The organism is Enterococcus sp. ARL09-542, assembly GCF_005234805.1.
Classification (GTDB): domain Bacteria; phylum Bacillota; class Bacilli; order Lactobacillales; family Enterococcaceae; genus Enterococcus_D; species Enterococcus_D gallinarum.
The window spans coordinates 45,191-68,060 of sequence record NZ_QPQX01000002.1 but is presented as its reverse complement, the minus strand read 5'-3'; the positions used below and the strand labels follow the sequence as shown (position 1 = coordinate 68,060).

Annotated in this window: 19 protein-coding genes; 3 read left to right on the top strand and 16 right to left on the bottom strand. The window is 41.9% G+C overall.

Annotated features, from left to right (window positions below; all coding sequences use genetic code 11):
- Nucleotides 1–44 precede the first annotated feature (44 nt).
- From cbpB to DVW06_RS02720, 8 genes are all read right to left on the bottom strand, one after another.
- Nucleotides 45–542, bottom strand: a complete 498-nt coding sequence (gene cbpB / locus DVW06_RS02755; RefSeq protein WP_003126670.1) for a cyclic-di-AMP-binding protein CbpB — start codon at nt 540–542, stop codon at nt 45–47.
- Nucleotides 543–650: 108 nt separating this feature from the next.
- Entirely contained in the window at nt 651–1,163 is a 513-nt protein-coding gene (locus tag DVW06_RS02750; protein WP_123866989.1) for a YfcE family phosphodiesterase, read from the bottom strand.
- A complete protein-coding gene (rph, locus tag DVW06_RS02745) occupies nt 1,160–2,512 on the bottom strand; it encodes a ribonuclease PH (RefSeq protein WP_003126673.1) in 1,353 nt (450 codons plus the stop codon). The genes DVW06_RS02750 and rph overlap by 4 nt, the downstream gene beginning before the upstream one ends.
- The gene (racE, locus tag DVW06_RS02740; protein WP_003126674.1) at nt 2,513–3,325 is read right to left on the bottom strand and encodes a glutamate racemase; all 813 of its coding nucleotides are present in this window, start codon (nt 3,323–3,325) and stop codon (nt 2,513–2,515) included. It lies immediately after the preceding gene.
- Between the two features lie 231 nt (nt 3,326–3,556).
- The gene (locus DVW06_RS02735; protein WP_021149641.1) at nt 3,557–4,213 is read right to left on the bottom strand and encodes an amino acid ABC transporter permease; all 657 of its coding nucleotides are present in this window, start codon (nt 4,211–4,213) and stop codon (nt 3,557–3,559) included.
- A 14-nt stretch (nt 4,214–4,227) separates the two neighbouring features.
- On the bottom strand, nt 4,228–4,875 hold the full coding sequence (locus DVW06_RS02730) for an amino acid ABC transporter permease (RefSeq protein ID WP_003126676.1): 648 nt from the start codon (nt 4,873–4,875) through the stop codon (nt 4,228–4,230).
- 14 nt (nt 4,876–4,889) lie between these two features.
- A complete protein-coding gene (locus DVW06_RS02725; protein ID WP_003126678.1) occupies nt 4,890–5,699 on the bottom strand; it encodes a transporter substrate-binding domain-containing protein in 810 nt (269 codons plus the stop codon).
- Between the two features lie 13 nt (nt 5,700–5,712).
- Complete coding sequence (locus tag DVW06_RS02720; protein WP_003126679.1) at nt 5,713–6,450, bottom strand: amino acid ABC transporter ATP-binding protein; 738 nt, start codon at nt 6,448–6,450, stop codon at nt 5,713–5,715.
- Nucleotides 6,451–6,705: 255 nt separating this feature from the next.
- Between DVW06_RS02720 and trpS the strand changes: the two genes are divergently transcribed.
- Complete coding sequence (gene trpS, locus DVW06_RS02715; protein WP_005473228.1) at nt 6,706–7,713, top strand: tryptophan--tRNA ligase; 1,008 nt, start codon at nt 6,706–6,708, stop codon at nt 7,711–7,713.
- Nucleotides 7,714–8,049: 336 nt separating this feature from the next.
- Here the strand turns inward: trpS and DVW06_RS02710 are convergent, their stop codons facing one another.
- The 8 genes from DVW06_RS02710 to DVW06_RS02675 form a co-directional block, all read right to left on the bottom strand.
- On the bottom strand, nt 8,050–8,427 hold the full coding sequence (locus tag DVW06_RS02710; protein ID WP_003126682.1) for an NUDIX domain-containing protein: 378 nt from the start codon (nt 8,425–8,427) through the stop codon (nt 8,050–8,052).
- A gap of 204 nt (nt 8,428–8,631) precedes the next feature.
- A complete protein-coding gene (pheT, locus tag DVW06_RS02705) occupies nt 8,632–11,052 on the bottom strand; it encodes a phenylalanine--tRNA ligase subunit beta (protein ID WP_137264390.1) in 2,421 nt (806 codons plus the stop codon).
- Nucleotides 11,053–11,054: 2 nt separating this feature from the next.
- Nucleotides 11,055–12,098 (bottom strand): phenylalanine--tRNA ligase subunit alpha, encoded by a 1,044-nt coding sequence (gene pheS / locus DVW06_RS02700; RefSeq protein ID WP_113849724.1) that lies wholly within the window; start codon nt 12,096–12,098, stop codon nt 11,055–11,057.
- Nucleotides 12,099–12,415: 317 nt separating this feature from the next.
- Complete coding sequence (locus DVW06_RS02695; RefSeq protein ID WP_137264389.1) at nt 12,416–12,736, bottom strand: winged helix-turn-helix transcriptional regulator; 321 nt, start codon at nt 12,734–12,736, stop codon at nt 12,416–12,418.
- A gap of 67 nt (nt 12,737–12,803) precedes the next feature.
- Nucleotides 12,804–16,484, bottom strand: a complete 3,681-nt coding sequence (addA, locus tag DVW06_RS02690; protein ID WP_137264388.1) for a helicase-exonuclease AddAB subunit AddA — start codon at nt 16,482–16,484, stop codon at nt 12,804–12,806.
- Nucleotides 16,477–20,052, bottom strand: a complete 3,576-nt coding sequence (locus DVW06_RS02685) for a PD-(D/E)XK nuclease family protein (RefSeq protein WP_029486841.1) — start codon at nt 20,050–20,052, stop codon at nt 16,477–16,479. The genes addA and DVW06_RS02685 overlap by 8 nt, the downstream gene beginning before the upstream one ends.
- Before the next feature lie 198 nt (nt 20,053–20,250).
- The gene (gene lepB, locus DVW06_RS02680; RefSeq protein WP_003126688.1) at nt 20,251–20,808 is read right to left on the bottom strand and encodes a signal peptidase I; all 558 of its coding nucleotides are present in this window, start codon (nt 20,806–20,808) and stop codon (nt 20,251–20,253) included.
- Between the two features lie 293 nt (nt 20,809–21,101).
- The gene (locus DVW06_RS02675) at nt 21,102–21,593 is read right to left on the bottom strand and encodes a hypothetical protein (protein ID WP_003126690.1); all 492 of its coding nucleotides are present in this window, start codon (nt 21,591–21,593) and stop codon (nt 21,102–21,104) included.
- A gap of 141 nt (nt 21,594–21,734) precedes the next feature.
- Between DVW06_RS02675 and DVW06_RS02670 the strand changes: the two genes are divergently transcribed.
- Together DVW06_RS02670 and DVW06_RS02665 are read left to right on the top strand one after the other, a co-directional pair.
- Complete coding sequence (locus DVW06_RS02670) at nt 21,735–22,268, top strand: HdeD family acid-resistance protein (RefSeq protein ID WP_005473241.1); 534 nt, start codon at nt 21,735–21,737, stop codon at nt 22,266–22,268.
- Nucleotides 22,269–22,399: 131 nt separating this feature from the next.
- Nucleotides 22,400–22,840 (top strand): hypothetical protein, encoded by a 441-nt coding sequence (locus DVW06_RS02665; RefSeq protein ID WP_005473243.1) that lies wholly within the window; start codon nt 22,400–22,402, stop codon nt 22,838–22,840.
- Nucleotides 22,841–22,870: the final 30 nt, after the last annotated feature.

Sequence of the window (22,870 nt, the reverse complement as noted above, 5' to 3'; positions counted from 1 at the left end):
AAAAGCACCCCGATGATTTTTTCGGGGTGCTTTTTTATCCATTATTAGATGACTTGTAATTCGTCTGTAGGACTGGCCTCTTTTGAGATCAGCATATACCGTTTCTCTAATTCATGTGCTAGGTGATTGACAGATTTTAAGATTTCTTTTCGGGTAATGATTCCTACAAAGATATTTTCCTCATTGACGATGGGCAAAAATGCCTGATCCACTAAGAGATGAAGCATGTCTTCTAATTCGCCATCTTCTTTGATACAAGCCACATTGACTTCCATCACGTCTGCGGCCGTCAAGCCTTCTAAGTTGTCCATACTAAACCCAGTCAGGTCCATCATTCTTTCGACCACGTTCGATAAACTGATCAATCCAACAAGATGATCCTCACTATCTAGGACCGGAATCTTGGAATAGCCGACTTTCGATAAAACGAGTAACGCATGGTTTAATGGATGATTGTAAAGAACCGTTGCAACGTTTTCTGCAGGTACTAAAAAACTTTCTTGATTTTCTAATAATATTTTTTCTACTGTTTGACCAATCAATCTGAATGCCTCCATTTCACAGCTACTTTTCTATTTTACTAGAAAAATCAAAAAGATATCGTAAAACTGCTTATTTATAATGAATTTTTTACTTTTGATTTCGCTTTCTTAGCGCTCAAAAATAAAATGCAAATCAGCGATTTCATTAAACGTACGATCATAATATTGAACGATCCACTGCTTTTCAGTACTTTCTATGATGGCAAAACTTTTGATTTGAATAGGTCCCCGCGGTTGAGAAATACTGCCCGGATTCAAGAATAGGCGATGCCCCACCTTCTCACAAGCAATCTGGTGGGTGTGACCAAATACAGCAATTGATGCATCAGCTTGTTGTGCTTGAAGTCCGAGTGTTGTCACGCCAAAACGAACATCTGCCAAATGACCATGGGTCACATAAATCGTGTCGAGAGGCGTTTTGATAATCTTTGTATCCTCGTATTCCGGACTGTAATCACAATTTCCGCCAACCACTTGATAGGTTTGCCAAAGGGGATCGCTTGGTTGCAGTTCCGAATCTCCACAATGGATAAAGGTATCCACTTTCCCAGAAAATTCTGCTAGCAAATCAACGAGAATTTGACGATCGCCATGGTTATCGCTAACGATTAAATATTTCATGCTTGTTCTCCTTCCAACCACTCTTGCCATACATTGCGTAGTTTCGCGATGGCTTGACCACGATGACTCACTTGATTCTTTTCTTCTCCACTCATTTCAGCAGCCGTTTTATCTGAACCAACAGGGATAAACAATGGATCGTAGCCAAAACCGTTCTCTCCCCGAGGAATGCGGCCAATTCTGCCTGGCCAATCGGCAGCGACTACGAGACTTTCTTTGTCAGGAGCTGCAAAGACCAATGTACAATGGAATTGTGCTGTTCGTTGTTCATCTGGGATATCAGTTAATTCGTACAACAATTTGGCATTATTTGCAGCATCGCTTTTTTGTTCACCCGCAAAACGTGCCGAGTAAACACCGGGTCTACCACCTAATGCATCCACTTTTAAGCCCGAATCGTCCGCTAGAACAGGTCGCCCAAGAATTTTTGCAATCGTTTCTGCCTTCAGCCGAGCATTTTCTTCGAAAGTCGTTCCTGTTTCCTCAACATCAGGTAATGCGGGATAATCTTTCAATGTCCGAACGTCATAGCCAGCAGCACCAAAAACTGCGGTGAATTCTCGTGCTTTGCCAGGATTACCAGTGGCAATCACGATCGTCTTCTCAGGAATAACGTATTGGGGCTGTTCTTGGATCAGCAATGCTTCTTTTTGATAGGCAATCAGCTCTTCAATGGCTGTCTTGCCATAAATCAGCATTTCGTTCAATTGCTGACCATCAAATGTCGCTTCTTCCCCAGTTCCTTGAATCTCAATGAAACGGCCTGACTCTGTCATTACGAGATTCATATCTACAGCAGCCGCAGAATCTTCTTCGTAGTCTAAATCAGTGACACAAGTGTTATCAGGTAAAATTCCTACGCTGATGGCAGCAAGATGTTCTTTAATAGGATCTTCCGTTAGCTCATGGTTGGTCAATAATTGATCGATCGCCAATCGCAAAGCCACAAAAGCACCGGTGATACTAGCTGTTCGAGTGCCCCCATCCGCTTGGATGACATCACAATCGACTACAATGCTACGTTCACCTAACTTTTCCAAGTCTACCACTGCCCGTAACGAACGAGCGATTAGTCGCTGGATCTCCATTGTCCGACCAGACAGCTTTCCTTTTGCACTTTCTCGACGATTACGGGTATTCGTTGCTCGCGGCAGCATGCTGTATTCTGCCGTCACCCAGCCTTTCCCTGAGTCCCGTAAAAAAGGCGGCACTCGGTCTTCGATCGTTGCGGAACAAATAACTGTGGTATCACCAAATGAGATCACGACGGATCCTTCTGGATGTTTGAATACATTTGTTTTGATTTCTACTGGACGGATACTTCCCGCTTTTCTGCCATCATGGCGCATTTAATTTCCTCCTAATGTGATATGTTGCGAATGGACCGGTACATTCAACCATTCGTTCGCAATTTCATCAAATAATTTTGTTGAACCTGTCGTATAAAAAAAATATTCCGGTTCTTGGGTCATTTGGCTTGTATTGGCAATAGCAAAGTAGTCCAACAGCATGCTGACTTCACCCACTGTTTCTGCACCGGAATCAATCAGCTGGATCTGGCTCCCCATCTCGTTCTGGATTAAAGACCGCAACAAAGGATAATGAGTACAACCCAAAATCAACGTATCTAATTTCTTATTTTTGAGGGGGCGCAGTGTTTCGGCAACGATTTTTTTGGCAACCGATGATTGCGCTTGATTGCTTTCAACGATAGGCGCGAATTTGGGACAAGCCAAGCTAACTACCACAGAACGAGGTGATTTAAGCTTGATTGCTTCTTCATACGCATTGCTCTTAATAGTACCCGCAGTTCCAATGACACCGATCTGTTGGTTTTTTGTTGCTTTGACAGCAGCTCGAGAGCCAGGCAGTATGACTCCGATTACCGGAATCGATAATTTTTCTTTGATTTCTTCTAATGCGACAGCCGTAGCCGTATTACAAGCAATCACCAACATTTTGATGTTTTGCTGCAATAAAAATTCGGTCATCTGCCATGTATACTCGATGACTTGTTCTGCCGGACGCGGCCCATAGGGACAGCGTGCAGTATCACCAAGATAAATAATATGTTCATTGGGCAATTGCTTAATCGCTTCTTTAACAACGGTCAATCCGCCAACACCAGAATCGATAAAGCCAATGGGTTGTTTATTTGTCATAGTTGTCCATCCTTTTTAATGAAAGAAAGAAATTTGTCTAAGTTCCATTTTGGACTTTTTTTACTGATTTTTCAAGTATTGCTTTATCCAAGAAAACAATGAACCTATTGCGGTCAAAAAAAGATCCGAAAACCTCCGATGCTCTGGCTACTCTCGTCCAAGGAAAGCAACTGCATGACATCAAAGGTCATTCGGATCTAGTAATCACTGTTTCTATGCAGCCTCAAGAAATCAGTAATTATACTGACGTGCTTCCAAGAAGCGAGAAAGCAGCGATAAGGCATAGCAGACGATGAAGTACAGCACAGTCATCGCAAGAAACATTGGCAATACATAATTGGTATTTTGTCCATAAATAATTCGAGCATGGTGAGTCAGTTCTGGAAGTGAAATAATCACTGCCAATGACGTATCTTTGATCAATGAGATCAATTGACTAACGATCGAAGGCAGCATGGCTTTAAAAGCTTGCGGCATCACAATGCTTCGCAACACTTGGACATAACTCAAACCGGTAGACAAACCAGCCTCCATTTGCCCTTTCGGTACGGCATTAAGCCCCGCTCGAAAAATCTCTGAGAGCATGGCAGATTCAAAAATCGTCAATGCCACAACTGCAGACCAGAAAATATTGAAACGAATACCGATCTGCGGCAATGCAAAGTACGTGAAGAAAATAATCAGCAGCAACGGCAGGTTTCGAATCACATCGATCACTACACCTAAAATCTTTGAAAAGAACGGAATGTTAGTGAAACGCAAGACTCCTGCAAGGCCGCCAATCAGAAAACTAAAGATGATCGATAAGACGGAGACTTCGATCGTTACTCGGAGACCGTCGATCAAAAACCGAAGATTGATGGCAGAAAAAGCTTCGAAAAATTCCATTTAGTGTCTCCTTTCTATGAGCGTACAGCCCAACGTCTTTCAAGATAAACCATTAAATAGGATAATGGTAATGTGATAATCAAATAAAAGATTCCGACAATAATATAGGTGTCGAAAGTATTAAAGGTTTCACTGGCAATCAAGTCACCTTGATACATAATGTCAAGACCAGCTACCATTGCTAAAATCGATGAATTTTTGACCAAGTTGATAAACTGATTTCCTAGTGGCGGAACAACGATTTTAAAAGCCTGCGGTAAAATAATGTAGCGCATGGCCTGGCTGTAAGTGAATCCAGAGGACAAAGAAGCCTCCATCTGCCCTTTAGGAACTGTCTGGATTCCAGAACGAATCGTTTCTGCAATAAACGCAGACGTATAGATGGTCAAGCCGATCGTTCCCGCTTGAAATCCATCAAAAGTCACCCAATACATCGGCACCACGACATAAAAGAACATCACGATGATCAACAAAGGAATATTTCGGAAAAACTCGACATACGCTTTAGCGATCCCTTTGACCCATCGATTGGTAGACAGCTGAAATATCGCCATCAATGTACCAATCACTAAACTAAAGAATAAAGCCAGTAAACTGGAGAAAATCGTATATTTGAAACCAGAAAAAAACTGGTCGCCGTAAGTTTGAAACAATTCAAGCATGCAAATTTCCTCCTTTAATCAACTTTCCCAGATGCATCATCAGGGAACCATTTCTGATAAATTTCATCATACGTACCGTCTTCATGCATTTCTTTCAATGCCTGGTTGACGGCTTTCAAGAAAGGCTCTTGTCCTTTATCGATAGCTATTCCGTAAGGTTCATTTGTAAATGTACCGCCAACTAAATGATAGTTGGGATTTTCACTGGCCATCCCCAATAAGATCGCATTATCTGTCGTCATCGCATCGCCTTGTCCTGACTGTAATGCAGTAAAGGCTTCGGCATAATTTTCTAACTCCAAGATTTTTGCTTCCGGCGCTGCCTTGCGGATATTGATCGCTGATGTCGATCCCTTGACGACTAAAACCGTCGTATTGGCATTTAAATCTTCGATTCCCTGAATCGGGCTATCTTTGGCTACTAATAAAGATTGTCCAGCATCGAAATAAACATCAGAAAAATCTACTTGTTTCTTCCGTTCATCCGTGATGGTCATCGTAGCGATGATTGCATCGATATTGCCATTTTTTAATAGCGGAATTCGAGTTTTTGATGTGACTTCGACAAAAATAGCACTTCCGTCACGTCCTAAAATATGCTCAGTGATTGCTTTAGCGATATCGATATCAAATCCGCGGACTTCAGCTGTCGCAATATCCATCAATCCAAATAATCGGGTATCATTCTTGACTCCCCAGATGATTTGGTTGCTTTCTTTGCTGCTCGCTAACACATCACGTTCTGCAGCACTTTGGCCTTTACAAGCAGAAAAGGTCATGAGCGCGAATACAAGGAGCAGCACTGTACTGATTTTTTTGCTCATAGCTACTTTCCTCCTAATGATTGGTTACCTTGCTTAAGAATTGTTTGGCCCGTTCGTCTCTTGGGTTTTCAAAGAAGCCATCGACGTCGCGACGATCTTCTAATACTTGGCCTTCTGCCATGAAAACGATCCGGTCGGCTACTTCACGGGCAAAACTCATCTCATGAGTCACCACGATCATGGACATGCCTTCACTGGCGATTTTTTTCATCACGTCTAAAACATCACCGATCATTTCTGGATCCAGTGCAGAAGTTGGCTCATCGAAAAGCAACATTTCTGGTGTCATGGCTAATCCTCGGGCAATAGCCACCCGCTGTTGTTGTCCGCCAGACAACATGGATGGATAAGAATCTTTTTTGTCCAGCATGCCTACACGGTTCAACAGTTTTTCGGCTAAGGCAATCGCTTCTTGTTCATTTTGTTTTAATACTTTAATGGGAGCCAAAGTGATGTTTTCTAACACGGTTTTATTGGGGTAAAGATTGAAATGCTGGAAGACCATTCCGATGTTTTTTCTAATCTCTGTCAATTTGACATCTTTACTGAAAAGATCTTTGCCATTGATCAGTAAGTGACCAGAAGAAATCGTTTCTAATCCATTGATTGTGCGAAGCATCGTGCTTTTTCCGGATCCTGAAGGACCAATCACAACAACGACTTCACCTTTTTCAAATTCAATATTTATGTTTTTTAATGCATGGAATTTGCCATAGTACTTTTCCACGTCTTTAAATTCTATCATTGCCATTCATTCACACTCCAAGTCTATATTTAAAAATAAATGAGTAATTGAAAAGATTTGATTCATATTATAGCTCAAAATTTTTCTATTTGTAAAGGTAGTTTTAATTTCCACATCATCCCCAAAGAAAAACCTTCATTATTTTAACCTCATGTTAGGTTTTTGTCCATCGTTTTTTTTCGACCCTTAGTAGAACAAGTTGTTTCTTTTGGAAAAACAAGGTAAGATGAACTATATATTGAATTTAGAGGTGGATGAAACGTGAACACAATATTAACCGGAGACCGGCCTACAGGGCAACTTCATTTAGGGCATTATGTCGGCTCATTAAAAAAACGAGTTGAGATGCAAGACGACCCTAACAATCAACTTTATATCATGATCGCTGATATGCAAGCATTGACAGACAATGCCAAAAATCCACAGAAAGTGTCAGAAAATATCTTGCAAGTGGCACTTGACTATTTAGCGATTGGTCTCGATCCGACCCGCTCGACTTTATTTATTCAATCACAAATCCCTCAGTTGTCGGAACTAACCATGTATTACTTGAATTTAGTCAGTGTGGCACGGGTTCGCCGCAATCCGACCGTCAAAGCCGAGATCGAACAAAAGAAATTTGGGGAAGGTGTCCCAACTGGATTCTTCATCTACCCTGTCTCACAAGCAGCAGATATCACTGCTTTCAAAGCCAACTTAGTTCCTGTCGGTGAAGATCAAAAACCAATGCTAGAACAAACACAAGAAATCGTTCATAGCTTTAATTCTATCTATAGTGACGTATTGGTGGAACCTAAAGCAGTTCTTCCGCCTAAAGGAATGGGACGTTTACCTGGTATCGATGGAAATGGTAAAATGAGCAAATCATTGAACAACGGAATCTATTTGGCAGACAATGCGGATATCGTTCAAAAGAAAGTCATGAGCATGTACACTGATCCAAATCATATCCATGTAGCAGATCCTGGCCAAGTCGAAGGCAATATGGTCTTTACTTATTTAGATGTCTTTGGCAAAGATTTAGAAAAAATTGCTGCATTGAAAGAGCACTATCGTCAAGGCGGTCTAGGCGATGTAAAAATCAAACGCTATCTGATCGATGTCTTAGAAGAAGAATTTGCTCCGATCCGTCAGCGACGAGAAGAATTTGCTAAGGACCCGGCTGAAGTCATGAACCTCTTAAAAAAAGGCAGCGAAAAAGCAGAACAAGTCGCAGCACAAACCTTGGCAGAAGTGAAAGAAGCAATGGGGATCAACTACTTTGCATAAATATGAACAACCAACAAACCCACCAGTATGCTTGGTGGGTTTGTTTTTAATTACTATCTTTTATTTAAAGATCCCTAAATAAAAAAGCGAACTGCTCAACTACCATTGACATGTGAGCAAACACCATTCGAGAACATTTTTCTCAATCACGACAGAATCGCTTTCTATCAAAAAGAAGCTACCATCACGAGTAAGAACTTAGACCGGAAAATATTCCCCAGGATGACTTTGAAGCGAGAAAACGATCGGTGCATATAAGTAAGGAATAAATTTATACCCATTGATCAATGCGCGATACTCTTTTTCATTGACCCACTTTGCTGCAGCAACTTTTTCTTACTGCAAACAAAGTTCAGGGTTAGCGCCGGTCCATTGAACAAAATAGAGTTCATTCCAGCCTTCTTCAAATTTCACTGTTAAACGACTAGGGATTTTCTCTAAAGAAAGTGTCATCCCTAACTCTTCTAATAGTTCCCTTTCTGCCGCTTGATAACAGCTTTCACCAGCTTTGACGGTCCCGCCAGCAGGATAATCCCAATAACTAGGCCAGCCTTTTTTTGTGGATTGTCGTTTTTGAATCAGTAATTCTCCGGCTTCATTAAACAATAAAACAGACACCACAACTCGGTAGCCGTCATTAGGAACTGGCGTATCCCGCAACATCGTCGCAGCTGTTGGCTGCTTTTGTGCATCGTAAACCGTCAGTTGTTCCATCAATCGATCCTTTCTTCCATAAAATAAAACTGGAAAAGCAACTCTTCGAGCTGTGGTTATCCATGAGAATATTTACTCTATCCATTATAAAAAAAATTGTAGCATAGCAAGGGAGAACACCTTCCCCCTGCAAATGCTACAATCTTGCTGATTCCTCAAGATCACTCTTTTTTTATGTCACTGTTTCCTATCACAGCAATGGGACTAACGAATTTCTACTTGTAGTGATTCTTCTAGCACACGTGTGATCTTCGACATTGCTTGATTGATTTCTTCATCTGTCAATGTCGCTTCAGGATTAGCAAAAGTCAATCGATAGGCCATTGATTTTTTATTGCTATCGATGTTCTTTCCTTGGTACACATCAAATAGATGAATGTCCGTCAAGAAACGGCCTGCTGCTTGTTCAATGGTTTGCAGGATTGTTTGGTTCGACGTCTTCTCATCCACCAACAGTGCAATATCCCGGTTAACTGATGGGAATTTCGAAACTGCTTGATAAATGAGCGCTGCATTTTCAGTTGCTATCAAACGATCCAAGTCCAATTCAGCAACATATGTCTCAGTCAGATCATAGGCTTTTGCTGTACTTGGATGGACTTGGCCTAGGTAACCGATCACTTCATCCTGTAAGAGGATAGCAGCGGCTCTGCCTGGATGAAGTTCTTTGATTGCTGTTGTCTTATCATAAGTAATCTGATCCGTAAGAGAAAGACTTGCAAACAAGTTTTCCAAGATCCCCTTAATATGATAGAAATCGACTTTTTGTTCAGCTTCTTGCCAATCTTTTTCGGTGATGGCGCCAGTGATGGCTAGTCCTAGATGATTGTTTTCTGTTGGTAGCTCCCGAGGGTCATCACTTGTTTTGTAAAAGACGCGCCCCACTTCGTACAACGCAACATTGGCATTTTTGCGGGCCAAGTTATAGGCAATGTCGTCCAGCAGTCCTGAAAGTAGATTCATTCTTAAGACACCACGCTCTTCTGTCATTGGCCAATCCAGACGGGTAACCTGACTCTCTAACCAACAAAATTGACGGGCTTTTTCTTCGGTTGTCAATGCATAGCTGATAGCTTCACTCACACCATTTCCTTCTAGGAGTGTTCGTACTTTGCGAGTCAAGCGTTGTTCTTTGGTTAAGCTCCCCGCAACTGTCTCACCACTTGGAAGTGTCGATGGCAGACGGTCATAGCCATAGATACGGGCGACTTCTTCAATGATGTCAGCTTCGATCTGAATATCCCAACGTCTAGGTGGCACCACAACTTGATAGGTACCTTCATTTTCTTGGTAGCCAAAACCTAAGGCGTCAAAAATCTCATTGGCTTCGGCAATCGTGATTTGTGTTCCTAAGTAGCGATTGATCCGATCTAATGTGATCGTGACTTGAACATCCTTAGGGGTCACTTCAGCGCCTTTGACAGCACCTTGTAGAACTGTACCGCCAGCTAGCTCCGCAATCATAGCAGCGGCTGCATCACAAGCCTCCGCGATCGCAGCCTGATTGATACCCTTTTCGAAACGGGAAGATGACTCACTGCGCAAATTGAATTTTTTAGACGTCAAACGAATCGCTAGGGGGTCAAACAAGGCGGCTTCTAAAGCAACAGTTGTGGTATCTTGTGTGATTTCTGAATCTAACCCACCCATGACACCAGCTAAAGCGACTGGTTCTTTTCCATTAGTGATCACAATGTTCTTATCATCTAGCGTTCGTGTCTCTCCGTCCAAAGTGACCAACGTTTCTTGCGGTTTGCCACGGCGAACGACGATTTCTTGGCTGCCCAATTTTTGATAATCGAATGCATGAAGGGGTTGTCCAAACAGCAGCAAAATATAGTTGGTAATATCAACGACATTGTTGATTGGTCGAATGCCTTCATTCATCAAACGGTTTTGCAACCATTGCGGACTTGGTGCAATCGTTACGTTTTCAATGATCCGAATTTGATAGGCTGGCGCATCCTTTTGATTTTCTACGCTGACTTTGATCTTGTCTGCGGCTTTCACAGCACTTTCATTCAGTTGAATGGTCTCAAATTTTGGTGTTTGTCGATAAATGGCTCCTACCTCGTAAGCGACCCCCCGCATACTTAAGGCATCGGCCCGGTTTGGAGTGATCGACAACTCGATGATGGCATCATCCATATCGAGATAGGGAAAGACTTCCTTCCCCACTTCGGCATCGGTAGGCAAGTAATAAATACCCTCCGCATATTCTTTAGGGATCACACTATCAGAATAGCCTAATTCCTGCAGCGAACAGATCATCCCATTGGATTGTTGTCCGCGCATCTTGCCTTTCTTGATTTTGACATTGCCCGCGATCCGTGAACCTGGGAGTGCCACAATCACTTTGATGCCGCTTTTGATATTCGGCGCACCGCAAACGATTTGTGATAATTCAGATTCACCGATATCTACTTGGCAGATCGATAAGTGATCTGAATCTGGATGTGGCACACATTCTTTGACTTCCCCAACAACGATTTTCTTCAATCCCGCTGCTGGCATTTCGATTCCTTCGACTTCGATCCCTGTGACTGACATTTTATCTGCCAGCTCGTTTGGTGAGATCTCAGAAAGGTCAAGATAGTCATTTAACCATTTGTAAGATACTAACATATTTATTCCCCCTTGAACTGACTGATGAAACGTACATCATTTTGATAGAAATTCCGAATGTCGTTGACGCCATAGCGCAACATCGCAACCCGGTCAGGTCCTAAACCAAATGCAAAACCTGAGTATTCTTTGGAATCGATCCCGGACATTTCCAATACATTCGGATGTACCATTCCAGCGCCTAAAATCTCGATCCAACCGGTGTGTTTGCAGACATTACAGCCGGCTCCCCCACATTTGAAACAGCTGACATCTACTTCTACTGAAGGCTCTGTAAATGGGAAGTAGCTTGGACGCAAACGAATGCTGCGATCAGCCCCGAACATTTTTTGCATCATGACTTCTAGTGTCCCTTTAAGATCACCCATCGTCACATTCTTATCGATTACGAGTCCTTCAATCTGATGGAACTGATGACTGTGAGTCGCGTCGTCGGTGTCTCTCCGGAATACTTTTCCTGGTGAAATCATTCGCAATGGCCCTTTGCTGAAATCATGTTTTTCCATGGTACGAGCTTGCACCGGTGAAGTGTGTGTCCGAATCAAGACTTCATCTGAAATATAAAAAGTATCTTGCATGTCTCTTGCTGGATGATCTTTTGGCAAGTTCATTCGTTCAAAATTGTAGTGATCTTTTTCGACTTCGAATCCTTCAACCACTTGATAGCCCATCCCCACAAAAATATCTTCGATTTCTTCCATGATTTGCGTCAAGACATGACGGGTCCCTTGTGGCATCCGCTTGCCAGGCAATGTCACATCAATCGATTCTTCAGCCAATGCCTTTTCTAGTGCGGCTGCTTCTAATGAAGTTTTTGCTTCCTCAATCGCTTGTGTAATCGCATCCCGGATCTCATTGGCATAGCTGCCGACTTTTGGACGCTCTTCTGCTGACAACTCTTTCATTCCCCGCAAAACTTCCGTGATGGGTCCCTTTTTACCAAGGACATCCACACGAATTTGATTCAATTCATTGATTGAACGGCTTTCTTTGATCTTTGAAAGCGTTACTTCTTTCAATGACTCTAGTTTCTCTTGTAAAGACATGTTTTTCCTCCTTATTCTTTGTGAATAGCTGATAAGTCAAGACGAAAAAAAGACCCCGTTCCTAAAAAAGGAACGACGTCTCGTGTTACCATCCTCATTCGTGGACAAAGTCCACGCACTCACTTCTACTAACGACAGCAGGACTGCCGACTGATTCTTGTTCAGTAAGCTCCAGAAATGAAATTCATTTTTCGAATACAGAACTTGCTTTCAGTCTATGACAAGTCTCCCTTTCCTGTTTCAGCCAAACTACTAGTTTCCATCAACGCTTTTTAACTATTCGATTGACCTTAGTGTACCTAATTATTTGCCAGAAATCAACTGCATTCTTCTTCTCTGACCCAAGTTTCTGCCCAGCGCTTCACACTCATCATACTTTTTTCAAGTGCGACCCCTTTTGGTGTTAAACAGTAAAGATTGTTTTCTTTGCAGACGATTTCTTCACGTTCTAATTCTTTCAAGCGCTCCACCAATACCCGATCGCTCACTTGGGGGATTTTTTTGGCAAGATCCACAAACCGTTGTTTGCCATCTTCAAGAAGCACATCAATGATCAAGCCATTCCACTTTTTCCCTAGAATCGAAAAAGCTTTTTCAAATTTAGGACAAAGGGCGTAATCTGTTTCCACTTTTATCATTTTCTATCACCTCTTTGCATCATTATAGCACATCGCTTACGAATTGTAAGGAATCCCGTTCGAGGGCCTACCATTCGATTATTTTCTTAGCGGCTAGTAAAACCAGATATGTCTCAGTCACAGGTTTCTGCAAAGCTTGTTCTAACGCTTGGCAATACAGTTTTAGCTGTCCAAAATACCGATCCCGCATGCGCTTTTCAATCTGTGCTTCACTGCCAAATACAGCATCCGTCTTAAAATCATACAAAATGATTCGATCTGGCAACTCCACATAGCCATCAATAATCCCGTGGATCAATAATTCGGCATCTGGTTCATCAAATCCTTCAAAAATAGTGGCAGCTTCTTTTAGCATTGAAAATGGCTGCTCCCGTTTTACCTGTGTTGCATACTTGATCAAAGTTTGCCCCACGGCTGTTTGATAGAACCACACGATGCTCGCTTGATCAATTTTGTCGGCAACATCTTTCGTAAAGAGCTGACGTTCAACCAATTCATCGATAAAAGCTGCTAAGGATGCTTCCGTCGGTACTTCAGTCAGCGGCAGCATTTGCATAACTAGATGCGTAGCACTCCCGATCGAAGCAGCTTGCGGTTTTTGTTCTTGTAAAAAACGCGGTTTAGCTAATTCAGTCTCAACATAACGAAAGCGCTGAGGTGCCAATTTTTGATCCGCGGAATGCCATTCCAGTAAAGTAATATCTTGATCGTCCGGATCATTATATAGACGTTTTAACTCTGAGACCGACTGATAGCTGGTGGTTTGAGTCGCTTTGCTGTAAGGATACTGATAGTCTAAACGGTTCAGCAATCTTTCTGGGGCTGTAGTACTTGGTGTCGGAGCCACAACTGCCTCTGTTGGCGGCTGCACCTGCAATTGCTGATCAATCTGATCCTGATTCCACCAATGGATCTGGAATCTTGCAGGATGATGGATCGTCATTTTTCGTTCACTGGCATCAGTAAAAAACTGCTCCATCTCTGGATGACGAATCAATGTCAAACCGACCCAATCCATTAGACTGCCTCTTGCAACTAAACGTAAAGCCGGGTCAAGGACTGTCTGACTTTGTGTCAACCCCGCTTGCCAAGCTTTAAAGGCTGCCTGCCGATCCTTATAAGAACCAACTAAATACAGTTTCTGCTCGGCCCGTGTCAATGCTACGTATAGTTTACGCATTTCTTCAGAGAGGGCTTTTTTCAAACGAACTTGTTTGATGGCTTGAAAAGGAATCGTTTCATATTTGATATTTTCCGAAGCATCGATATATTGGATACCTGCGCCAAGTTGTTCTTCAAAAATATAACGCTTTTGAAAGTCTTGGTAATTGAAAAATTTCGTTGTATCCAATAAGAAAACAACGGGAAACTCCAACCCTTTACTAGCATGGACAGTCATGACCCGCACAGCATTTTCAGCTGGCGTCGCCAACGGTTCTGCCAAATCTTTATCTTTTTCTTGCATTTTTTCAATAAACCGAATGAATTGATACAATCCTCGGAAACTGCTTTTCTCATATTTCTCTGCTCGGTGGATCAATGCAATCAAATTGGCATAGCGCTGTTGCCCTGCTGGCAAGCCAACCACGTAATCCAAGTAAGCCGTTGTATCATAAATATCCCATAATAAATCAGGGATCGGCAGTCTGCGAGCTGCTTCCCGCCAACGATTCAATTCGCTTAAAAAATCATCCACTCGTTTGCTTAAAGCGGAAACAGTCCCCTTTTGGTTGTCTTGATAAGTCAAGACCGCTTTGTAAAACTCACTGGTACGATCCGCTAGCCGAATCTCTGCTAGTTCGTCTTCCGTTAGCCCTACCATAGGTGAACGGAGAACAGCCACTAATGGAATGTCCTGATAAGGATTATCAATGATTTGCAACAATGCGATCATTGTTTGGATCTCTGTTGCTTGAAAATAGTTCTGGGCATCATTGACTTCCAGAGGAATCCCGAATTTTTTGAAAACATCTAAGATGACCAAATTATTTTTGCGGGTAGGAGTCAGTAAAACGATATCCTGATAAGTGACTGGACGTTCTGCCCGTCTTTTTTTATCATAGATCATAAATTGGGATTGGATCAGTTCTTGAATTTTGATTGCGGTGACGTGAAGTTCTCCTTCCGTTTTGTCTTCAATCAAATTCGTAGTACTTTCAGCTTCTTTTTCATAGAGCAAAAGTTCCGGAATGAATGCGTCGCTTTCAGGAAAACTCGGAAATCCCGGAACTAAAGCCGCTGCGTCATCATAAGGGATCTGTCCAACTTGTTCGTCCATCAATTGTTGAAAAACCAAGTTCGTAAAATCAAGCACTTCGCGGCGCGAACGGAAATTTTCTGCTAAAACGATTCTTCGTCCCCCGTTTTGATGTTCAAATGCCAAATATTTTTCTATAAACAAAGTGGGGTCTGCTAAGCGAAATGAATAGATCGATTGTTTGACATCCCCTACCATGAACATGTTTCCATGGTCTCCTGAAACTTGCCGAACCCAATACAGAATCGCTTCTTGCAGTCGATTGATATCCTGATACTCATCCACGAGCACTTCTTCAAATTTATCGCGGTAATAAACAGAAGCATCGCTGCCTGTGCCATCACCCAATAAGATTTTCAACGTGAAATGTTCCAAATCATTGAAATCCAACAACCCTTTTGCTAGCTTGCGGGCTTGAAAAGCAGTCAAAAACTCTTTGGTCATCTCTGCCATAGTCGCAACGATCGGTTCAGATAGTTGCAGCATTTGCAGCATGTCTGCTGGTGGATAAGGAAAATATCCCTTGAGTTGTTCTAATAGTTTTTTGGCATCATCCCGCAACGGTTTGATTTCCTGTGAAAGTTCTTTTTGTTCTTCTTTCCGATAGCTTGGGTAGCGATCAAAGGTCAAATGAGTCAAGCGATCATATAAGACGGATAGATCGTCTGTTGCCAGAACTCGTTGAATTTCTTGGACTTGAGAAATCTCTGCTTGAACGAGTGCTGCTGCTTTTTCCATTAATGGTGACTGATCTGCAAATTGTTTGGCCGCTGCCAGCAAATGCTCTGCCGTTGCGGCAATTTCTACCAACGTCGGTTTGATTTGAGCCTGATAGAGGTGATTCTCCCCTAAATTGTCCGCGGCTTCATAATTTACCGCTAAACCGTCCAGCCACTTTTCTGGATCAGGGTTGGCGCGGGCAAAATCATAGAGTGACAAAATCAAATCACCAACCGTCTCATCGGAACGATCACTGGCGAAGTTTTCGGTTAATCGAAAGAAGGCTTCATCATTTGCTTCGTAGTGTGCATCTCGTAATTGTGTCCAGATTTCCTCTTTCAGCAGCAAAATCTCCGTTTCATCTGTCAGCATCCGAAATCCAGGATCCAAATCGATCAGATAATAAAAACGCCGAATGACCGTTAAACAAAAGGCATGTAGTGTTGAGATATTTGCGGTAGGTAATAATTGCAACTGCCGAACGAAATGTTGTCTTTTTTGCTCTTGGCTTTCTTGATTAATGGCCGTTTGCAGAGCTACTTGGATCCGTTCTTTCATTTCTCTTGCTGCTGCTTCGGTAAAGGTCACGATCAGCAATTCGTCGATCTGAATTCCTGCTTTTAATTTCTCGATCACACGTCGCACAAGGACGGTGGTCTTTCCTGATCCAGCTGAGGCAGAAACAAGGAGATTGTCTCCTTTATCAAAGATCGCTTGCCACTGAGTATCAGTAAATGTTTCATTTTGTGGTTTTAGAGGGATCTTAGTCATTCTCTTCCTCCTTTAATCGCTGTAAAACCTCTTCTTTCGATAAATTCTCTAGACGATGATAATTATTTTCTTGCAGCATCACATCGAAATCGCAAATACTGCGAAATGGGCAAAACTCACAGGCGCGCTTTTTGTCTTTCAGCTTATAAGACGGATTCAAGGCAATTTCGCCACTGAGAAGTTTCTCCGCACCTTGCTGCATATTTTTGCGGTTGTGCTGCCTCAACAAGCGAATCTCTTCTTCAGTGTAAAACTTGTTTTTGGCTTGTGGTGTCTTTTGGTACGTCCCGCTTTTGTCTTTGCGAATCGGAAAAACTGCCGAATTGCTGCTGTCTGACAATTCATGATCCAAAAGTGGAAACAATGAGGGTTCATCCAGAAACAACCCATCATATTTGAATTGCTTCAACCGTTCCTCTTCAGAGGATTTTTGACCATCTAAGACTGGATCATGGACATGTAAATAATAAGCCCCAGCCGGGCGCACATTTTCTGTACCAACTAGCTGCACAGCATCATTCAGCGCAACGTCTAAATAAGTGATCAACTGCATTGCTAAGCCATAGTAAGCTTCTGTCAAATCAAATTCACGACTGCTTGATTTGTAATCTACGACTGAAAGCCACTGCTCTTCTTCGGTTTTTGCTGCATCTACCCGATCGATTTTTCCTCGCACATGCAGTTTGCCCCCACTGCTTAAAGGCAGCTCGATGCCATTGATCCCTTGAGCGCCAGCGATCTGTCCAAACAGTACTTCGGTTTTTTGCGGTGAGAAGTGCATTTTTTGTCCTTGCTTCGTTAATGCCCAAGCTACTCGCTGAATCGTCTTACCTAGTTGATAACGAATAAAATTCATTCTGGCCGAACTGGACAATAATGTATAGCGGACTTCTCCAAAAATCTCTTGCAACACTTTTTCAACAAATTGGAGCCGTTGATCCATGGTCAACTGCGTCAATGAGATGTTCTCACTGATCAATACTTTGACAAAGCGATCGAGTGCATCATGGAAAAATTCACCAGTCATCGCTGAGTTAAGTCCATAGATTTCCCGCTCTTTCAAGCGTAGTCCATAACTGACAAAATATTTGTATTCACACTGGTAGAATGTCTCCAGTTGCGAGATCGAACTGTAGATGGATGGCCCATATAAAGCAACGGCTTTATCTTGAGACAACGGGACTGGAATGTTTTGATGGGTCTGGCTTTCAAATACTCTAAGGGCTAATTGTTTTTCAGGCGAATGCAATAAAGCCTGTTTGAACCGTTGCCACTGTGCCGGCAAATTCTGTCGTTCTTTTCTTGCCTGCTGACTTAGATTATTCAACTGATAGATTAATCCCCGATACGTGCCGACGTAGGCTTCTGGATCACTGGTTAAAGATAAGATGCCCCGGTCTTGTAAAGAAACATCTAACCATTCAAGCAGACGAGCCAGATATGGGGACAATTTGATATTTTGCTGGGTATCAAAATTGCATGCATAAGACAAATAGAGTTTATCCGTGGAAGACAATAAGATCGCATAAAAAAGAAACGGCTCTTTGGCGCTACTTTCGATAATCGTATCGCGTAGATATTTTTCTCCCGCAAACAATTGATTGAGATGTTGTCTTTCTTCGTTAGTCAACAATGTTTTATTTTCGATCCTTCTTGGCAACACCGTCTCATTCAATCCTGGTACGAAAGTGATTTTTGCTTGCCGAGGTCGTACTAGATCAAAACGATTAATATTGACTTGATCGATTGCTGTCGGAATTTTCCCGAAAGTCAGATTCTCCAAACCCGTCATCAATACTTCTTCAAAGAGTGACTGTTCGAAAGGATCATCGCCATAAATAGCCACAAATTCATCTAAAAGATCGATCAAAGCTTGCCATGTTTGTTCATGGTTGCGAGCTTGCTCTAGTTTCCCTTGTGAGATTGCTTGATCTCGCCAATGAATCAATTGCTGTTCAACACCTGCTGAAAGTAAAAATTGGTATAAAGCACCTGCAGCTTCCCGGTTCGTCTTTGTCTCTTGAATGTTTTTTAAGGAGCCAAAAATATCTTGACGGAAATAGCGGCGCAATTGATTCGTATAATCTGTCAATTCAGCGATGCCAGATGCGTTTTCTCCTGTCAATGTATAGTCCACTAAGAGCCAGTCTCTCTCACGGGTCCAATCTTTTCCTTGGAAGTTATGAGCCAGTGCTTGGTTTTCTGTAATGTCTACTAATTGTCGAAATGCATCCCGGGCAGCCAGCCAGTCTTCTTGTTGTTGGAATGCTGGTGGCAAATAAAGTTCCGTACGCAACAGTCGAAAAATGTCATTTAAACGAAAGCCATAATCTGCACAAGCAAAGAAGGCATTCAAGAATTCAACGAGCGGATGCTGAGCCATGAGTTGCTCTTCGTCAATATAAAACGGAATTTCATATTCTTTAAAAATCGTTGGAATATATTGATGGTAGATCTCTGGTTGCAGTGTCAAGACTTGAATGTCTCGATAACGCAGTTTTGCTCCTTTTTGCTCGCTGATCAATGCGCGGATTTTCGCAGCTATCTGCCGGACTTCTTCTTCAGGATTGCCAACTTTCCACATTTCTAGATACGGTGAAACTGATTGCTGCTGCTGATAATGGAGCTGATTCTGGGTTTTACGCCAAAAGGATTCCACTTCATTGTATGCGGCAGCTTTCTCTAGTGTCACTTGCTGTGCTTCAGAAGGTGAAAGCTTTTGATCCAAATAAATGGCGACATTTTCCGTTCTAGCATCAAGAAATAATTGATGGTAACTGCGGCCCGATTCATAGAACAAATCTAATGGTGAAGGTAATTCTTGGGGATATCCATGATCTAAAAGCAAATCGACAACGACGTGCCCATGTTTCATCAATTCTTTTAATACACTCTGTTCTTGAGTTGAAAATGCTGAAAAACCACTGATGATAAATAATGATTCCGAAAGATCAGGCCGATCGTTCATTAATTCATTGGGTTTAGACCCTTGCTGCAGAAAACGTGTTAGTAGTGCCAGCGGTTGTTCCACTTGCAGTTCCCGGGTCACCATTTCTAATTCGAAACGCTGAAAGATCAATGCGAGTTCGGAAAACTTTAACGCATCCTCTCCGTTGCTCCTATTCATCGTTCCACCGAGATGCAGATCTTCGGTTGCGATATTACTTGTCTGCATTTCTTGATAAAGAGACAACAGTTGTTGAATAAACCCAGGTTTATTGATTTCTCCTCGAAAAAGAATCAACTCCTCTTCCAAATCGAGAAGTATTTTGCGAAGGATCATGGTTGCACCGGTATCTGTAATGGCCGTTTTTGACAACCAGCCAGTTTGTTGAAGATAGAACCAGGCCAGACGGTGAAAACTATAGACTTGAGCTCGAATCGAGGCAAAATCTCCAGTGCCTTGTTTTAGCGCCTGCAGAATCTCTCTTTCTCGTTCAAACTTATTGTAGTTAGGGACAAGAAAAAAGACTTCTGTTTGTGGCTTTTCCAACCAAGCGTTAGCTGCGTCCAAAATCGCTTGTTCGTGATCGCAGCGTCCATCGCCTAGTATAAATCGTAAACTCATACGAAGACTCCTTTACTTTTATCGTCGCTTCTATCGTAAGTAAAGATCAACTCCTGCATCTACCAAACCTGCTCATGAAAAATAACAGTTTTGATGCTCTCTATTGATCCGTTGACAATTTTTCTTCCATTGTCTTCATAACAAATAGTATAACAAATTTTCTTTTAAAAAAAAGCTCTGAGCGAGTCGGACTTCCGCTTACTCAGAGTGTTGATTCGGAATGCTTCCGAAATCTTTAAGGGGCCAAAAAATAAATTTGACATCTCCTAATACGGCTGACTGATCAATCAAACCAATGGTCCGGCTGTCTTTAGAGATTCGGCGATTGTCCCCTAACACCAACAATTTTCCTTCTGGAATTTGTTCAACACCGAAATCAGCCATCGTAAAGTCAGAAGTCAGTGGATAACCATCGGTTAATTTTGAACGAAAAGCAGAAAGATAAGGCTCTTCATATGCTGCCCCATTGATGAATAAAGTGTCTTCACGGTATTCCACCACATCACCAGGTAATCCGATCACACGCTTAATGTAGTTTTTTCCCACCTCATCAGGGGCTTCAAATGTGATGATATCAAACCGGCTGATCTGGGTGTTTTTCATAGCGATCACACGCTCCCCATCATGCAATGTTGGATCCATAGAATCTCCTTTAACGATCACAGGAGTGAAGACGTATTGTCGCAACGAAAACAGTAACAGCCCAAACAGAGCAACGAACAAAACGGTTTTGAGGACCTCTTTTATTTGTACCAACAGCATCGTCCTCCTTTGTATGTAAACCTATTCAATTAAAACAATAAAGTTGATACTCAATTCTACCATATTCCCTTTATTTAAGGGTAAGACCCTGTTCTTCTTAAACAAAAAATAGCAAAACGTTCGGTCAGAAACCTAGCTTGCTTCCTGTATTCGGCGTACTCGAATTTTGCCAAAAAAATCAACTGGATAGTCCCTTAAATTAAAAAATTGACCGGGTCTCTTTGCTTTTGCAGTCAAAGGGGCCCGGCCAATTGATTCTCTCAATTTATATGATCGCTTAAAGAAATTCAATGACCTTTTGGCTCTTGATCAACTAGAATATCGATCGGTGTTCCTTCATTTAGATGCTCCGTCAAAAACAGGACCAATTCTTCCATTGGACGCTCGAATTTCAACAGTGGTCCTCGCATCCCTCTTCGAAAGAAATTCATTTTGATCCATTGGTCCTTGCTCTCCTGATACAGTACCACCCGATCCACTTCCTGATACAAGATCCCGCGAATATTTAGTGGATGAATAATGAATCGATCTTCAGCTAACCCTCTGCTATCAAAAACAAAACTTAAGAAAAGCAATCCAGATACGACCCCTCGCAAGCGGTTCTCAAAGGTTTCTTCCATAAAAAACATTGCTATAATGACCACCAATGAAAAGAAAGCAATTGCTGCTTTTCCGCCTTTACGGCTGGCTGCAACAATTTGAATGTCTTTGCGGACGACAGCGAGAAACAAATACAAGACGACCGTGAACAGACACATTAAAAGCGTTAATACACTCATAGTTTTCTCCATTCTTTGTTGTTTCATCTATCTTACCAAATAATTTGCTGCTTCAAAAGCAGAATTATCCTACAACGCGTTTCTATTTTCTATTTTGAAAGAAATCCGCTACAATAGTAAAAAAAAGGAGGAACTGAACTTATGAATACTTTTTTCGAGAAAATCCAACGATACGATTTATTACGAGCGATTTTATTTTTGATTGCTGGATTGATTATTTTGATTGCTCCTCGCAGTGTCTTTAATACGATTGTCTATTTAGTTGCCGGATATGTTGCCTGCCTTGGGGTGATCAACCTCTATTCCAGTTACAAAGAAAAACGGCAAACCGGCTATGTGAATATGCAGATGACAACGGGGATCCTGCTTTTGATTGCCGCCGCAGCTATTCTCGTTTTTGCAAAGGGACTATTATCGATCGTACCATTCTTTTTGGGAATCATGATCACGATCAGTGGCTGTACGCGTTTGATGGCAAGCTTTAATCAAAAACGCAATGGCTTACCATTTATCACTGGTTTGCTTTTCAGTTTATTCGTGATTGTGGCAGGTATCATTCTTGTTTTCAATCCGTTTCAAACGTGGCTTTTGTTCTTCCAAATTTTTGGCGGAGTCTTGATTTTTATGGGGATCTCGGATTTAATCAATCATTTTCAAAGAAAACGTAGTTATTAAGATGAGAATGCGCTAAAAGAACAATTCTTTTGACATCTTCATGTAGACTTTTTGTTGCTTTGCTTTTACAATAGACTGTATCAACGAGAAATGATCAGTAAAAACGGAGCAAAAAACGCAGGAGGTACGACATGAAAAAAATCAAACAAGAAACAAAACATCCCAATGACGTCCCTGTGATTTTTTTGTATGACGATTTGGGAAATATCCAAAAAAAAATTTCAATCAACGAATGGCGGGATTTAAAAGCAAATTCCCAAAAAATCGAAGAATTTGAAATCAAGTTATACCGGGAAGCGATCACTTATTATACGCAAGAAGCGTATATGCAGGCAGCAGATCTATTGAAGTTTTTGATCAGCCAGACGGACTACACCCATTATGAATATGTGGAACGCTTAGCCAATATCTATCGAATCCAAGAAGATTTGATGCAAGAAAAACAATTATTGCTTGCGGCTCGCTCTTCTATCCGGAATCTCGAGTTTTCAGAAGGCATCATCAAACGAATCGATCAGCGCTTAGCAAAAATCGACCAATTTCCTCGCTCTTCTGCAGCGTACAATCAATGACATTGTTTACTAAAAAAGCGAACGCTTATG